The organism is Flavobacterium collinsii (genome assembly GCF_946903285.1).
Classification (GTDB): domain Bacteria; phylum Bacteroidota; class Bacteroidia; order Flavobacteriales; family Flavobacteriaceae; genus Flavobacterium; species Flavobacterium collinsii.
In genome coordinates, this window is the sequence record NZ_OX336425.1 from 1,314,300 (window position 1) to 1,330,111 (window position 15,812).

The following is a 15,812-nucleotide window of genomic DNA, read 5'->3' on the forward strand; positions in this document are numbered from 1 at the left end:
ATATAAAAAACCGTATTAAAACTCTGGTATTGGAATTTGGAATTTTAAAATTTGGAGTTTATTATTTAAGGTACAAATAATGATTGTAATAATCGATAATTGCTTTACCTTCAAGCAAAACGTCGGCTCCTATAATGCCCTGAACTGGTTTTGTTTTATAGGATTCTAAAGCCTCATTGACGTGTGAAAGATCAAAAATTACCAGACCAAAATCAGGGTTTTTCCAGCTGCCAAGTTGTAAGTGATTGTGTTTCGAAATTTGTGTTCGCATTCCCGTTCCTCCGGCTCCCGAGGCTTTGGTTTTAGACTTTTTTGCCGTCAGTTCAAAACGTTCAATACTCTCAAATCCTACACAGGAATTAGAGGCTCCGGTATCTAAAATGAAGTTTCCCGAAACACCATTGATTTTTGCTTTAATTAGCAAATGCTGCGTTTTGGTGACTTTGAATTTTATTTTTTTGTATTTCTCTTTTTTGAGAATCTCGTGAAGATTTTCCATTTTCGGTAATGATTGAAAACCAAAAATAAACCAATTACTGCCAATAAACTAATGATATAAAAGATATAATTTGAGGATTTTTCTTCGGTCGAAACAGCACCGTAGTATACAAAAGAACTCCAGTAATAAGGCGATTTTTTGGCATTCGAAATGGACTTGTCCTGTAAAAAAGCAAGTTTAGCGTTTGCATTTGCTTCAAAATAAGACTGACCCTTTTTGATGTTTTTATAAAAATCAGCCATAAAAACAGCCGTAGTGTAATCGTTCACTTTCCACAACGAGAACAGTAAATTTTGAGCTCCCGCAAATTGAAAACCCCTTGCTACACTCATTGCACCCTCACCTTTATACAATTTCCCGATTCCGGTTTCGCAAGCACTCAGAACTACCAAATCGGGATTGATGTTGAGATTGTACAGTTCTGAATATAAGATTTCCTGGTCGTAAAACCTGATGCTTGCCGGCGTTTCGACATCACCCGAAGAGGCGTGAGTACTTAAATGTAAAATGGAGTAGTGGTTAGCGTTGTTTTTGAAATTGGAGAAATTGGCTTCGGAATTTTCTAAATATTTTCCTTTGAAATTATTTCGGATGACTTCGAGTTCTTTCCTCGAGTAGCGCAGTTCAAAGGAAGTATTTTTGAAAACAGGGAAAACGCCCAAAATTGTATTTCCGGAATGTAAAATCGGTTTGGCATTGAGATACAGGTTTGCCGAAGTATTGTAAGCGATCCTTAAATCATTTAATAAGTAATGCATTTTGGCAAAATTTGTCGTTTTTGATGCACTTGTAATTAGCGCCTCAAAAGGCAGGAAGTTCAAAATACCGTCAGGAATAATGATGAGGTTTTTGTAAACGACATTTTGAGGCAATCGCAATAAATCGTATACTTTTTTACCGTAATAATTGTATCCGGAAATATCATTTGTAATGGCTGCCGCAGTATTAAAATAATTGATGAATTTTAGGATATCGGGCATCGCCGTATGAGCAGTATAGAGATGATTAAGACTGATTCGGTTATTTTGCAAGGTGAAATAATACAGGTTTTCGGCACCCATAAAATAGTAAACCAGGACCGCCTTGTCTTTTTCTAATTTTGAAAATAGCCTCTTTAAATCACAATTGTCAGGAAGCGAATTCGGATTCTTAGATTGAATTTGCTTTAGGGAAAGCATCAGTTCATTCTGCTTTTTAATGGCGTTGTTGAGGTTGGGAATATTGGCCGAAGGTCCTTTTTGCTGTTCTTTTACAATCGAATTGTTTAAACTTTGAAGTTGCTGTAGAAGTGATTTTTCTTGTGTTGTTGCCTTTTTAATATTCGATTGATAACTTTTTAAAACTCCTGATTTTGTTCGTTCTGCCAATTGAAAAGCTTCCTCCAGATATTCCGTTTTATTTTCTTTTTGAAACAAGTGATCATAAATCGAGAGACATTTTTCGGTACGATTTCGGGAGCGTAGTTGCGTAATTATTTTGGAGTTTTCATACAGTGTAATATTCATCAGCAGATCTTCGATATGAAGAGAAAGCCGGTAAGACTCCAATGCTTTTTTAGGCTGATTTTGGTTTAGAAAAATCTGCGCTCGCAAATCAAGGGCATCAATTAAAACCGTTTCAGCATACAATTGATTTAGATTCGGAAGCACCTCTTTGGTTTTGTAATTCGGGATTAAAATTTTAAAAACGCCTTCAATCTGTTGCGCGCTTTCGGCATATTTTCCTTCATCAAAAAGCAATAAAGCCTTTTCATAATAAAGTTTTGCCATTTTTCGGACTTGTACGTGCGGCGTTTCCAGTAAAAGTTTTTCAGCTTTTGTTAAATAAGAATCTGCTGCTTTAAATTGATTCCTTTGTCTCTTAAGTACGGCCAGATTCCGATACGAATTAGACAAAGTTTCCGATTGGTTCTTTTCGTTTTTCAGATAATTTACAGACGACTCAAAGCTGTTTTCGATTTTTTGATAAATCTCAGGACGCATTAAACCTTCGGTCGAACTCAACAGATAATTGTTTCCCAGATTATTGAGTACGATTCCTTTCTGAACATTTGACAGTTTTTCGGTTCTTAGTATTTGTTCTAATAAATCAATGGCCGGATTAAACTTGCCCAAGCTCTGATATACATTGGATAAATTCAGGATTGCAGCAAATTTTTGTTTTTGGGAATCGGGATAACCGGGAGTCGTATTTACAATAAAAAAATACTGCTTTATCGTATTCTCAGCACTGTCGTAATCGCCTAAAACGGTGTATAGGTTTCCTAGAGGTTTCAGGCAGTATTCGATAATGTCATAACTGTCAAGTTTGTTTTTCTGATAAATTTGCCATGCCTTTTCATAACTCGTAATAGCGTTTTCCGTTTTGCCAAATTGATTTTCATAGTAGGCTTTATTGCAGTTTAAAACCACAATTGCAAGTAATTCGTCTTTGGTTTTTGACTTCGGATTTTTCCAGAAAGTAGCCTCGGTATTCTTTAAATTTTGTAATGCCTGGGAGGAAGGATGAGCAATAAAAGAGTCAATTGCAGTATATATTTGATCTTCCTGATTCTGTCCTAATAGAATCATTGTTGTCAAAAATAATATAGAGCAATATAATTTTTTCATAGCTTTTTTGTTTCACAAAGATTCACAAAGTTTTCTCGCAGAGATTCACAAAGGGCGTTTGTCACGAATTCGCGAATTTTTACAAATGCATAACGTAGCACAAAGGGAGTAATAAATACAAAAATCTTGAAAATTTGTGAATTCTTGGCAAAAAAATTAACGTATCTCGGTGAAAAATCTTTGTGTATCTTCGTGAAAACCCTCTGTGAATCTCCGCGGGATAACTCCTAAAGCTTCCAGATTCCATAAAACTGAAAATAGTTGAAATTCTGTTCAAAATTAATCACATAGCGCGCTCCAAAACTGGGTCCGATTCTGGCAAAACCAGCGGTTAAATCAAACAAAACGCCAGTTTTTAAATTCACAAAACTGTTCTTTACGGAGTTTGACTGCGTTCGGGTATTAATCAAAAATTGGTCTGTTCCGCCTTCAAAAGTTTCAATTTTCTGAGTTTGGTTTTGTTCTGACGAAACATCAAAATTGGCCTGAATCCCAACTCCGATTCCAATATAATTGTTAAGGTTATACCGAATCAATACCGGAATTTCCCAGTTTACATTTTTGTTTTCGGTTGTGCTGGTCGTGCGCTGAAATTGCTTTACACCATTTGCATTTACTACGGTTTGATCAATCACGGTTAGTCCGCTTTCGTATTTGTTCAGTGCATTAAGCCATTCTGCCTGCCAGTAAAAGCGATAGGATTTAAAAGGCGAAATAGTGGCGCCTACAAAATAACTTGTCGATTTTTCAAGATTAGGATATAAATTATAACCTGCTTTTGCCCCAATCGAAATTCCGGGAAGGAATCGGGTTGTGGCATAGTTGGTGATTATAGGTTCATTTTTATCAAAAATAATAGCCGTTCGGCTTCGGGTTTTCACTTTGTGAAAGTCTTCACCAAACTTCATCGAATATTTTACAAAGCCTTTTGTACTGTCTTTTTCGTGTACATTTTTCTGTTCGCTCCCGGGTAAGTAAATGTTTTTGAAGGTAAAAAAGATTTGATTCTTTTTGATAATGGTATCCAGACAGCTTGTCGTTGGAACTTCATCTTTTGGACAGATGGGACATTTAGGATACATGTCTTCAATCTGGAAAGTTTTTTTGTCAAACATATCAGGGACATCCGTTTCAAGTCTGATCATTCGTGCAGGACCTTCACCGTTGTTCTGAAAGCGCGTTTTAAAATTTACCCTTTTAAACCGAACTAGTCTGTAATTCATGAAACTTCCGTTAGAACCCATTTTATTGGGGTCGTGGGACGTTACGATCTCCATTTCGAGATTCTTTATTTTATGGTTTTTATAACTTCGGTTTGGAATAAAAATACCACGCATTGTAACCGTTGCGCTGGTGTCTTTGATCATTTCGGGAGTTGTTTTAAAAGTATAAAAAACATTTCGGGTCTCATTGGGATTTGCATCATCAAATTCTATAACCGAAACATTATGATAGATTTTATTGGCATCCAGCAACGATGCATCCAGATCTTCTTCGCTGGTTGTATTTCTGTATTTTCTGGTTTTGAAAGTGTTTTCAGCCGAAGCCACATAATTTTTAGAATCATCCAGATCGTCAATAAGAGCTACCGCTTTCTCTTTTACTTCACGTTCATTGGCATAGGTGCGAAAATCGACCAGTTCGAAATTGTTATCCTTAAATTGTTTCTCATTATAAAACAAATACAGTTTTCCGCTTGAGACATAATTCTCAAGATTTTGATAACTTACTACAACTACCATTTCCTGTTCGGGAATAGGGTCGCAATTTTTTAAGATTGCAAATCCGTTTTGATCGGCTATAGAAGCAATGTCTTTATAGTTGGTATCGGTAATATCGTTTATAGCCACTTTTTTTGGGCGTGTTGCGGGAGGTTTTCCGTTGTCGTAATTGTTGGTCACGGCAAGTTTGGTGGTATAGGTTCCCTTGTTTTTGTAGACATGTTTGGGTTCTGCTTCTTTGCTGTAATGTCCGTCGCCAAGCTCCCATAAATAAGAATAACTGGGTTTTGGAGCTCCTGCAATCGGAATTAAAGGCGGAGTTTCGGGTTTATACGTAACCGCATTTCCGTTCTGAATGAAAACAATATTGGCTCTTCGCGTTATGGTGTCTTTTACCTTCGTTTGTCCCATTGCGAAAACAGAAAGCAGCATCAATAAAATAGACGATAGTGGTTTCATAACTAGAGGGTTTTAGCCCTGATGGGAGCGGCATCCTTTTGTGCCGGGGTTCGGAACAAAAGATACAGCGGACAGCAGGATTAGCTTCTGAAAAGCATCAGAATTAATTTGAAAACTGGATTAAATGTAAAAAAAAGTGATGAGCAAATCACCACTTTTTCTTAAAAAGAATTTTGTAAGTTACTGAATAGCATTGATTGCGGCTACCAGTTGGGCTTCGGTACCTACAACTGTTTCGGCAAGTGTAAAGGTGTACACATCATTTGCAGCAACGGTTACGGCCTTGATTGCGTATCGCCATTGACCATTATCTTCGGTTGCAAAAATCACATGACATTTTAAGCCAATCGGAATTTGTCCGTAGTGCTCGCTGAATAATCCTGCTGCGGTGTAAGTGTCTAATTTCGCAAGTGCATTTCCTTCACCATCGTATGACAGGTAAACGGCACTATTTGTATTGTTGTAGCCATCGGGAGCATCAACCAACAGTGTAGTTTTCGGTCTAGGGTCGCTGTAAAAACGGTCTACGTTTGTCCATCCAAAGTTTCCAAATGTCACAAAGTAATTGGTTCCTTCTCCCTGAACGCCGCCTTTGCCGCCTGTTCCGTCTGCATTTGGTTTAGGTACTTCCCAGGTCAATTCGTCATTTTGATCTATTACACCGGTCCATAAAGTCATCGCATTATCTACACCATCTGTTAAAGCAGCGGGAACAATTAAATTCATAGAGCAGGAAGTTTTAAGTTCTACTCCGCCCTGCGTGGCTTTGATGAAGAATTCTCCACCTGAAATCAATAGACTTTTCTTTCCGTCTGGCATAACTCCCATCGTAGGTTTGTTCGTAATTAGCATATTCCCTTTGTCAAAAAGTTCAATGTATTCGATATCCACTGCGCCCGTTACCGCTGCACCGTTTTTAGTCAGACAGTTTCCATTGATACTTAATTTTACTCCTTTTACTGAAGTTACAGTAACCACACCGGTTCCGGCTGTAATCGTAAATTTTTGCGTAGCGGACTTTACTCCTTTGGTGCTTATGCTTTTAAAAGCTGCAGGAGAAGGTGGTAAAATAAGATTATCATCACTGTCGCCATTGTCGCAGCTTGCAAAACTGATTGTTAGTAAAAATAAAAGCCCGATTTTTTTAAAGTTTGTGTTCATGATTTCTAGTTTTTATAAATCTGTCCTGATGATCAGGTGGTTTTCAGATTTCGGTTGTTAATTATACTTATATCAATTTGGGTTTGATATTGTTACCCTTACTGTTGAAGTTTATTTTTGAATTTGCAGAGATGTCGTTATATCAATTCCTTTAAACAATTGTTACCTCTGCATTTTGTATTTCAGAATTTATGCAGAGAGGCACTTGTCTTCAAAGAGATTGCCGTCTTCGTCTACCGCAACGAGAATGCTTGTTTTTCGCGAAAGCGTCACAATAAAATAAAGCCATACCATTAACCACAGCCCAAATGTGATGCAGGTAAGAAAGAGATGTAAAGGATGATTGATTGCTTTTTGTTTTTTGGATAAAACGACGTACGGAAGTTTCTCGTTATGCTCCACAATCACAAAACCATTTCGTGTTTTGGTAGAAATCATTTGGTGAAATTGATCTAAATTCTTCTCGCTTACAAATTGACAGGTTTCCATTTTTATTGATTTTTGATGGTTCTCGGAACATTTTTTTAAACAATTTTTATGAGTCCTTTGGTGTTATATCAACTTGATTTGTTAATTGTTACCCCATTGCATGAAATTTATTTCCAATTGTTTTTTAAATTAGCTTCAAAAAGGTTTTTTATGGCTAAGGCAAAAACTCATCCCGATCAAATGTATATTGATGGCATTGCTGCAAACAACTCTGTAATCATTCAAATCATTTACAAGAAATTCGTTCCTAAAGTGGTGATGTTCGTCATGAATAATTCCGGAGACAAGGAACATGCACAGGATGTGGTTCAGGAAGTCATGATTTTGCTTTTTAATCAGGCCAAGGCGAAAACACTACAGCTGACTTGTCCTTTTGATGCTTACTTTTTTTTATTGTGCAAAAGGAAGTGGCTTAACGAACTTAAAAAAACAGCGAACAGAGGGGTAACAATTAATGAAGATGCAGTATCTATGAATGAATCTGCCCTGGAATTAATTGGTCAAACAGAAGAATTTGATGAAAAACAACAGCTCTTTGATGCCATGTTTCAGAAATTGGGAGACAAATGCCAGGAGTTGTTAAAACTTAGTTTTGCCACTAAAACTATGGAAGAAGTAGCGGCTAAACTCAATGTGACTTATGGGTATGTCCGTAAGAAAAAATCGTTGTGTGTGGGGCAGTTGACACAGTGGATTCAGGAAGCTAAAAATTTTAATTCGCTAAAAAATAAATAGTCATGGATGAAGAACGCTATATAGTATTCGATCAATATCTTCAGGAAGAAATGACTGCTGAGGAACGGGATAGTTTTGAGAAACAATTGTCTGAGGATCATGAACTGGCTTCGGAGTTTGAAACTTTTAAAGAAGTACAGTCACAGCTTAGGAACAAATTTGAACATGAAGAAGAGAGAGAAGCCTTTGCAGCAAATTTGACAAAGGTTTCGGAGAAACATTTCAATGCCAACAAGCCCAAAGTGGTCCGAATGCGACCTTGGTATTTCGCGGCAGCGGCATCGATTATTATTTTATTCGGACTGTTCTTTTTTGATTACAATCAGACTCCTGAATTTGAGGATTTTAATCATCCGGAAACAGCTTCTTTTGTCGAACGAGGCGATACAGACGAAACCTTAAAACAGGCTGAAAAGGCTTTCAATGAAGGAAAATATGTATTGGCAATTCCGTTTTTTGAAGAACTGTTAACAGAAAATAAAACCGCTGAAATGCAATATTTTTACGGAATTTCTTTATTGGAAGAAGACCATTATAAACAGGCAGAAGCGATTTTTAATGAATTAAAATCAGGTACTTCTGCTTATAAAGAGAAAGCCAAATGGTATCTGGCATTGTCTAAATTAAAACAAAAAGATTACAATGGCTGTAGAGAAATCCTGCAGACCATTTCGCAGGATTATGAAAATTACGACGATGTTCAGGAGCTGCTGGACGATTTGGATTAATTGCTTGTTAGAACATCAAAATCGCTAAGAATTTTTATACTTATTCAAACCGGACAGTTTTTTAAAACCTGTCCGGTTTATTTATATAAAAAAGGTTTTTACGTAAAGTCGTAAACGAATCCGGATTTTTAGTTTTACATTCGGCTAATTTTTTTTTCAGAAAAATTTACCAAAAAACAATTTCAACCTAACCAGTTATTTACATGAACAAAATTACTTTAGTTTTTCTTATTGTATGCACTCAGACGATCTTTGGCTATACCAAAATTACCCAAACCGAAAAACTTGCTGCGACCTGCAAAGTCTGGGGATTTTTAAAATATTATCATCCTACAGTTGCCAGTGGGAAAATAAACTGGGATGAAAAACTCTTTGAGGTTTTGCCTAAAATTGAAAAAGCGCAAACCAAAGAAGAGTTTTCTGTTGTAATAGAAAAATGGATTGAAAGTCTGGGAGAAGTACCTGCCAATACACCAGTGGCAGTGGATCCAAAAACAGATTATTTTAATAAAAATTTGAATTTAGAATGGACGCAAAAAGACAAGCTGTTTTCTAAAAGCCTTTCTCAAAAATTGAAATTTATCACAGAGAATAGATTTCAGGGCGTGAATTATTATGTAAATCAAGAGGGTAAAAATGTGCGTTTGCAGTTTGTTAACGAACCAGAGTATGCCGATTTTAAATGGACAGATAAAAATTTACGTCTTTTGGCACTATTCCGTTTTTGGAATTATATAGAGTATTTTTTCCCATATAAATATGTAATGGATCAGAATTGGGACGAAGCGCTTATGGAAATTCTTCCTCATATCGATACTCCTGCTTCCGAAAAGGAATTTTTATTGGCAATGCGTGAAATATCGATAAAGCTTAACGATACACATGCCGGGACTACTAGTCCGGATATGATTAAATATTTGGGCGGAGAGAAGTATATTCCTTTTACAGCTAAATTTATAAACGATAAAGCTGTAATTGTTGCGATAGCAAATGATTCCTTAGCCAAAATAGATGACTTAAAAATTGGCGATATTATAACAAAAGTGGGTGGTAGCACAGTTGCACAACAATTAGCAGAGCTTTCAAAATACATGCAGGGATCTAATAAAGCTGTAGCGACTTACTTGGGAGGTTTTATAATGTTTACAGGGGATACAGATGATTTAGAAATTGAATTCATTAGAGATAATGTGACATCAACAAAGAAAATACATCGTTACCCAAACGAAAAAATTAAAAGATCACCACCCAAAAAAACTGCAAAATGGGAAATTATGGCAGATAATATTGGTTTTGTAAGAATGAGCAAAGTGCCAAAAGAGGAAGTTGTAAAGATGATGGAGGAATTAAAAGGGACACAAGCGATTATTTTTGATGCCAGAAGCAGACCAATCAATACTGATTTTTTAGTCAGCGAATATCTAAATCCGGAGCGAAAACCAATTTTAAGATTACTTCAACAGGACTTAAGCTACCCTGGTCGTTATTATTTTAGGAATGATATGGAAGAATGTGGTAAAAGCAATCCCGATTATTATAAAGGGAAAGTAGTTGTTTTGGTTGGTTCAGGAACTCATAGTTTTGGTGAACAAACCGTAATGAGTCTTCAGACAGCACCAAATGTTACCATTGTAGGTACTCAGACATCGGGCTCCGATGGGCCAAATTATGAGTTTAGTATTATCAACGGATTTGAGTCTTCTTTTACTTCAATGGGTGTTTTTTATCCAAATAAAAAAGAAACGCAGCGTATTGGGATTGTCCCGGATATTAAAGTAATCCCAACTGTTTTGGGTGCTCAACAAGGTAAAGACGAAGTTTTCGATCGCGCTTTACTGTTTGTTAAAACAGGGAAATAATTTAGTATCGTATACCGATTCAAACCCGACAGGTTTCTAAAAACTGTCGGGTTTACTATTTAAATAATAACCATAGCTTCATAGACTTCGATTTCATTCAGTCTGACAGTGTTAAAAAAATCCGTTTTTATCCGCGTTTTCACGAAGTGAATCCGTAAAAATTCGCGTCCCATTTTTCCCCATTTCATTCAAATTGGGAAAGTTTTTAATATTATCGTAATTTTGGGCCATTAAAAATTACAACAATTGAATTTGAAGCCCATAATTACCGATACACATACACATTTATATTCTGAAGAATTTGATCAGGATCGCGACGAGATGATGCAAAGAGCGATAGATGCCGGAGTAACCCGTTTTTTTATTCCTGCTATTGATGCTGCTGCAACACCTTCTATGTACGATTTGGAGCAAAATTATCCCGATTATGTATACCTGATGATGGGATTGCATCCTACCTATGTGAAAGATAATTACGAAGAAGAATTAAAACATGTGGAAAAGGAGTTAGCCAGACGAAAGTTTTACGCCGTTGGTGAAATTGGGATCGATTTGTATTGGGATAAAACACATCTTAAGGAGCAGCAAATTGCCTTTAAAAGACAAATTCAACTAGCGAAACAATATAAATTGCCTATTGTGATTCATTGCCGTGAAGCTTTTGATGAAATATTTGAAGTACTGGAAGAGGAAAAATCAGCTGATTTATTTGGAATTTTTCATTGCTTTTCAGGAACATACGAACAAGCACTTCAGGCGCTCTCTTATAATATGAAGTTGGGAATCGGCGGAGTGGTAACATTTAAAAACGGAAAGATTGATCAGTTTTTAAATCAAATCGATTTGAAACACATTGTTTTAGAGACTGATTCTCCTTATTTAGCGCCAATTCCGTACCGTGGAAAGCGAAATGAAAGCAGTTACTTAGTAAATGTTATTGCGAAATTAGCTGATATATATAATGTTTCTGAAGAAGAAATTGCAGCGCGAACAACTCAAAATTCAAAAGACGTTTTTGGGATTTAACCCATACCTTACAATAGTTTAATTTTTTTTTTGTTCTTTTGCCCACTTAAAACCAATATAAATAATGCAGAGATTTGATGCCATTCGACCGTTTTATGATTCTGAAATAAATGAAGCACTTCATGATGTTGTCAATCATCCGATGATGAAAACCATGATGAACTTTACTTTTCCGGAAGTAGCAGATGAGGTTTGGAAAGAGCAGCTTAAAAAAACACATTCGATTCGTGATTTTCAATGCAACTTTATTTACAATACCATACAAAAGGTTTTAGAGAAAAGTTCAGAAGGACTTACCACTTCAGGATTTGAGAAATTAGAAAAAAATACTTCTTACTTATTTATCTCCAATCACAGAGATATTTTATTGGATACAACCTTATTAAATGTTTGTCTTTTCGAGCATGGTTTAGTCATGACGGCATCTGCAATTGGAGACAATCTGGTTAAAAAAGCATTCCTAAGTACGCTGGCAAAACTAAATCGAAACTTTTTGGTTTTAAGAGGTTTAACGCCAAGAGAAATGTTGCAAAGCTCTAAATTATTATCTGAGTATATCGGGCAATTATTACTTCGCGAAAATCGTTCGGTTTGGATTGCACAAAGAGAAGGTCGTACAAAAGACGGAAATGACGAAACCAATCCGGGAGTCCTAAAAATGATCGGAATGGGGTCTGATGAGCCTAATTTGATGGATTATTTTAAGAAATTAAAAATTGTTCCGGTTTCTATTTCATACGAATACGATCCAACAGATGTTCTGAAGATGCCACAGTTAATGGCAGAAGCCAATAATGAGGTTTATATTAAAGAAAAAAATGAAGATTTCATGACCATCATAAGTGGTGTCATGGGAACTAAAAAAAGAATACATATTTCTGTTGGAGACGTTTTAGATACAGAGATCGATCAGATTGTAGCTGAGAATGACAATGCCAACAAACAAGTGCAGGCTTTGGCACAGGTTATTGATGATTCGGTTTTGAAAAATTATCAATTATGGCCAACGAATTTTATTGCTTATGATATTTTAAATGAGACAAATAGGTTTGCTCACTTGTACAAAGAAAGTGAAAAATCATTGTTTGAGCGTCGTTTAGAAATGCGTATCGGAAGTGATAACCCAGTGACAAGACAAGGATTTTTGGCAATGTATGCCAATCCTGTTGTCAATAAATTAAAATATCAGGATGTCATCTAAACCTAAAATACTGCTAATTTATACCGGAGGAACTATCGGTATGAGTAAAGATTTTGAGACGGGCGCACTTAAGGCGTTCAATTTTGGTAAATTATTGCAAAAGATACCCGAAATCAAACAATTAGATTGTGAGATTGAAACGGTTTCATTTGAAACTCCCATTGATTCTTCGAATATGAATCCTGAAGAGTGGACAAAGATTGCGACTATTATTGAGGAAAATTACGCTGCTTACGACGGATTTGTAGTGCTTCATGGTTCAGATACCATGTCGTACTCTGCTTCGGCATTGAGTTTTATGCTCGAGAATTTAGCAAAACCGGTAGTGTTTACAGGTTCTCAGCTTCCGATAGGAGATTTACGCACCGATGCCAAAGAAAATCTGATTACAGCCATTCAGATTGCCTCACTTCAGGAAAATGGAAGACCGGTAATCAACGAGGTTTGTTTGTATTTCGAATATAAACTGTATCGCGGTAACCGAACTTCAAAAGTAAATGCAGAACATTTTAAAGCATTTACAGCACCAAATTATCCTGAATTGGTAGAATCAGGAGTTCATTTAAAGCTGAACACACACTTGTTTCTTCCTGTAAATACAGAAGGAAAACTAATCGTTCATAAAAATTTAGACAGTCACGTTGCGATTATCAAAATGTTCCCGGGAATGAGCGAAGTAGTTTTGGCTTCTATTCTGGCTATTAAAGATTTAAAAGGTATTGTTCTGGAAACCTACGGTTCGGGAAATGCCCCAACAGAAGATTGGTTTTTAAATTTGATTGAGAAAGCAATTCAATCCGGATTACACATCGTTAACGTTACGCAATGTTCTGGAGGAAGTGTCAATATGGGACAATATGAAACCAGTACTGCTTTAAAATCTCTTGGGGTGATCTCAGGAAAAGACATTACTACAGAAGCAGCCATAACAAAATTAATGTATTTGTTAGGACAGAATATTCCTCAGTCCGAGTTTAAAACGATCTTCGAAACGGCTTTACGTGGGGAGATTTCGTTATAGAAGTAAATTCCAAAATAGAAATTCCAAATTCCAAACTTTACGTTGATTATTATCTCCGTTTTGGAATTTGGAATTTAAAAAGTTTGGAATTTAAAATTTAATCTTTATAACGAACCTCACAAGTTCCAAACTCTTCTTCAGAACTCTGTTTTTTGTAGTACACATAAACAATGACCGAGATAATACTGATAACACCCTGAATGGCGACAGTTTCTCTGGTTCCGATAATGTGTGACACATAGCCAATAATCAAACTTCCCACAGGAATCATTCCCTGATACGCCATCAAATAGTAACTAATACTTCTTGAACGCATATTTACGGTACTTTGGGTCTGAATGTAAATGTTGATTGATGAGGTTTGCGCCATCATTCCTATACCGCTCAAAGCCATGCAAATAAGCGCTACTGTTAAGCTATTTGAATAGGCCAATATGATAATGCTAAAACCTAACAATAAGCTTGCAGAGATCATTATTTTGCCCATATTGTCGGCTTTTTTAAGGTTAGCTAAGTAAATAGCGGATAGTATTGATCCAATCCCGGCAGCACTTTCAAACCAGCTGAAAGTCTGCGCATTTCCGTTAAAAATATCTTTAGCAAAAACAGGCATTAAAGTATTGAACGAAATAACAAACAAACTGCTGCACATTAACATCAGAAGCATTTTGGCCATTTCGGTTTCTTTTTTTACATAATCCAGACCTTCCAGAAAATCATCTACCATTTTCATCTTGTCAGTGGCTTTAATATGTGGCGTAATTTTCATCATTAACAGCGAAATCAAAACCGGAATGTAGCTTAAGAAGTTGCCAATAAAACAAATATCCTCTCCATAATTGTGCAGAATAATTCCCGCCAGAGCAGGGCCTGCAATTCGGGCAAAATTATTCAGGGTAGAGTTTAAGGCGACTGCATTGGGTAAATCTTCTTTGTTGTCGACAATATCAATCATCATCGTTTGTCTGCAGGTCATGTCAAAAGAATTGATGATACCCTGAATCAGGCTTAAAGCCAGAATAAAGTTGATGTTATATATTTTCAGGTAAATCAACAGCGCCAAAGCACCCGCCTGAAGCATGGCCAAAGATTGTAATAAAATCATAGCACGGTGTCTGTCGTAGCGGCCAATAATACTTCCGGCTAAAGGAGCCAGAAATAAAGACGGGATCATACTTAAAAAAGTTGCTAATCCCAGTAAAAAAACCGACCCCGTAACGCTATAAACCATCCAGCTTACGGCTGTTTTTTGAAGCCAGGTTCCAATTACAGAAACAGATTGTCCGTAAAAGAATAACTTGAAGTTTTTTGATTTTAACGCTTGAAACATGATGCCTGATATTTTTTTACAAAGTTCGGGATTATGATTTCATTAGAAAAATTAATAATTTTACTTGTAATAAGTAATTAAACTTATCAATATGGAAATTTATCAGTTAGAATATTTTATCAAAACAGCAGAGGTGCTGCATTTTACAAAAGCGGCCGAGTTGTGTTTTGTAACGCAATCCGGATTATCACAACAGATAAAAAAACTGGAAGAAGAACTTGAAATGCCTTTGTTTAAAAGGATAGGGAAAAAAGTGCAGCTTACAGAAGCCGGTGCCGTTTTCCTGATTCACGCCAAAAAAGTCATTGAAAATGTAGAAAACGGGAAGCAGGCTATTGAAGATTTAAACGAAATGATTGGTGGTGAACTGCGAATCGGAGTAACCTATATTTTTGGACTTTTGATTCTGCCCGTTATCAATACGTTCGCCAAACAATATCCGAACCTGAAAATTGTGGTCGAATACGGTACAACAGAGGCTTTAGAACAAAAATTACTGACGAACGAGTTAGACTTGGTTCTGGTGATTTCATCACATGAGATAAATATTCCTGTTGAGAAAGTGCCTTTGTTTACTTCACAAATGGTAATGGTGGTTTCGAAAACACATTCTCTGGCAGCTTTAGACAAAATTGCATTTAAGAAGATAGAGGAAATTCCGCTTGTTTTACCTGGAAAAGGTTCGAATTCGAGGGAATTTGTAGAAGATTTATTTGCCAAGAACAAAATGAGGCCCAAGATTTCGATTGAACTAAACTCAATTCATGCCTTGTTGCAAATGGTTCAGGATAGTGATTGGGCTACAATAGTTGCTGAAAAAGCCCTAAAAGGTTGGGATGACCTCAAAGCGATTCAGATTACAGGAGTTCCCACGAAGAGAGACTCGTTTATGCTGACTATTGGAGGCTATCAAAAAAAGGCTGTCAAACTATTTATGGAAGAATTTAGAAAAAGTATGTAAAGTAATATCCGAT

The 15,812-nt window shown here is 36.3% G+C and carries 13 protein-coding genes; 7 read left to right on the forward strand and 6 right to left on the reverse strand.

The window, feature by feature from the left end; genetic code table 11:
- Positions 1-61: 61 nt before the first annotated feature.
- The 5 genes from OGZ34_RS05855 to OGZ34_RS05875 form a co-directional block, all read right to left on the reverse strand.
- Positions 62-499, reverse strand: coding sequence for a retropepsin-like aspartic protease (locus OGZ34_RS05855; protein WP_173965326.1), 438 nt, complete (start codon positions 497-499; stop codon positions 62-64).
- A complete protein-coding gene (locus OGZ34_RS05860) occupies positions 451-3,108 on the reverse strand; it encodes a CHAT domain-containing protein (protein ID WP_263362421.1) in 2,658 nt (885 codons plus the stop codon). The genes OGZ34_RS05855 and OGZ34_RS05860 overlap by 49 nt, the downstream gene beginning before the upstream one ends.
- A gap of 227 nt (positions 3,109-3,335) precedes the next feature.
- On the reverse strand, positions 3,336-5,288 hold the full coding sequence (locus OGZ34_RS05865) for a PKD domain-containing protein (protein ID WP_263362422.1): 1,953 nt from the start codon (positions 5,286-5,288) through the stop codon (positions 3,336-3,338).
- Positions 5,289-5,468: 180 nt separating this feature from the next.
- Positions 5,469-6,449 carry a hypothetical protein gene (locus tag OGZ34_RS05870; RefSeq protein WP_263362423.1) on the reverse strand — a complete coding sequence of 327 codons (981 nt, stop codon included), beginning with the start codon at positions 6,447-6,449 and terminating at the stop codon, positions 5,469-5,471.
- A gap of 189 nt (positions 6,450-6,638) precedes the next feature.
- On the reverse strand, positions 6,639-6,938 hold the full coding sequence (locus OGZ34_RS05875) for a hypothetical protein (RefSeq protein ID WP_173965322.1): 300 nt from the start codon (positions 6,936-6,938) through the stop codon (positions 6,639-6,641).
- Between the two features lie 150 nt (positions 6,939-7,088).
- Between OGZ34_RS05875 and OGZ34_RS05880 the strand changes: the two genes are divergently transcribed.
- From OGZ34_RS05880 to OGZ34_RS05905, 6 genes are all read left to right on the forward strand, one after another.
- Positions 7,089-7,673, forward strand: coding sequence for an RNA polymerase sigma factor (locus OGZ34_RS05880; protein WP_173965321.1), 585 nt, complete (start codon positions 7,089-7,091; stop codon positions 7,671-7,673).
- Positions 7,674-7,675: 2 nt separating this feature from the next.
- Positions 7,676-8,401, forward strand: coding sequence for a tetratricopeptide repeat protein (locus OGZ34_RS05885; protein WP_173965320.1), 726 nt, complete (start codon positions 7,676-7,678; stop codon positions 8,399-8,401).
- Between the two features lie 203 nt (positions 8,402-8,604).
- The gene (locus OGZ34_RS05890) at positions 8,605-10,260 is read left to right on the forward strand and encodes a S41 family peptidase (protein ID WP_263362424.1); all 1,656 of its coding nucleotides are present in this window, start codon (positions 8,605-8,607) and stop codon (positions 10,258-10,260) included.
- 246 nt (positions 10,261-10,506) lie between these two features.
- Positions 10,507-11,286 (forward strand): TatD family hydrolase, encoded by a 780-nt coding sequence (locus OGZ34_RS05895; RefSeq protein ID WP_263362425.1) that lies wholly within the window; start codon positions 10,507-10,509, stop codon positions 11,284-11,286.
- Positions 11,287-11,350: 64 nt separating this feature from the next.
- Positions 11,351-12,487 (forward strand): 1-acyl-sn-glycerol-3-phosphate acyltransferase, encoded by a 1,137-nt coding sequence (locus OGZ34_RS05900; protein ID WP_173965317.1) that lies wholly within the window; start codon positions 11,351-11,353, stop codon positions 12,485-12,487.
- Positions 12,477-13,508: an asparaginase gene (locus tag OGZ34_RS05905; RefSeq protein WP_173965316.1), complete on the forward strand. Its 1,032-nt coding sequence runs from the start codon at positions 12,477-12,479 to the stop codon at positions 13,506-13,508. The genes OGZ34_RS05900 and OGZ34_RS05905 overlap by 11 nt, the downstream gene beginning before the upstream one ends.
- A 97-nt stretch (positions 13,509-13,605) precedes the next feature.
- Here OGZ34_RS05905 and OGZ34_RS05910 read toward each other — a convergent pair whose 3' ends face one another.
- Entirely contained in the window at positions 13,606-14,838 is a 1,233-nt protein-coding gene (locus tag OGZ34_RS05910; protein ID WP_263362426.1) for an MFS transporter, read from the reverse strand.
- A 91-nt stretch (positions 14,839-14,929) separates the two neighbouring features.
- Between OGZ34_RS05910 and OGZ34_RS05915 the strand changes: the two genes are divergently transcribed.
- Positions 14,930-15,799, forward strand: coding sequence for a LysR substrate-binding domain-containing protein (locus tag OGZ34_RS05915; protein ID WP_173965314.1), 870 nt, complete (start codon positions 14,930-14,932; stop codon positions 15,797-15,799).
- The last annotated feature ends 13 nt before the right edge of the window (positions 15,800-15,812 follow it).

What these genes read in the sequence shown, in the direction of transcription:
- OGZ34_RS05865 (WP_263362422.1), bottom strand. Translation starts at nt 5,288, where the DNA reads ATGAAACCACTATCGTCTATTTTATTGATGCTGCTTTCTGTTTTCGCA.
- OGZ34_RS05900 (WP_173965317.1), top strand. Translation starts at nt 11,351, where the DNA reads ATGCAGAGATTTGATGCCATTCGACCGTTTTATGATTCTGAAATAAAT.
- OGZ34_RS05860 (WP_263362421.1), bottom strand. Translation starts at nt 3,108, where the DNA reads ATGAAAAAATTATATTGCTCTATATTATTTTTGACAACAATGATTCTA.
- OGZ34_RS05910 (WP_263362426.1), bottom strand. Translation starts at nt 14,838, where the DNA reads ATGTTTCAAGCGTTAAAATCAAAAAACTTCAAGTTATTCTTTTACGGA.
- OGZ34_RS05885 (WP_173965320.1), top strand. Translation starts at nt 7,676, where the DNA reads ATGGATGAAGAACGCTATATAGTATTCGATCAATATCTTCAGGAAGAA.
- OGZ34_RS05905 (WP_173965316.1), top strand. Translation starts at nt 12,477, where the DNA reads ATGTCATCTAAACCTAAAATACTGCTAATTTATACCGGAGGAACTATC.
- OGZ34_RS05915 (WP_173965314.1), top strand. Translation starts at nt 14,930, where the DNA reads ATGGAAATTTATCAGTTAGAATATTTTATCAAAACAGCAGAGGTGCTG.
- OGZ34_RS05880 (WP_173965321.1), top strand. Translation starts at nt 7,089, where the DNA reads ATGGCTAAGGCAAAAACTCATCCCGATCAAATGTATATTGATGGCATT.
- OGZ34_RS05890 (WP_263362424.1), top strand. Translation starts at nt 8,605, where the DNA reads ATGAACAAAATTACTTTAGTTTTTCTTATTGTATGCACTCAGACGATC.
- OGZ34_RS05875 (WP_173965322.1), bottom strand. Translation starts at nt 6,938, where the DNA reads ATGGAAACCTGTCAATTTGTAAGCGAGAAGAATTTAGATCAATTTCAC.
- OGZ34_RS05855 (WP_173965326.1), bottom strand. Translation starts at nt 499, where the DNA reads ATGGAAAATCTTCACGAGATTCTCAAAAAAGAGAAATACAAAAAAATA.
- OGZ34_RS05870 (WP_263362423.1), bottom strand. Translation starts at nt 6,449, where the DNA reads ATGAACACAAACTTTAAAAAAATCGGGCTTTTATTTTTACTAACAATC.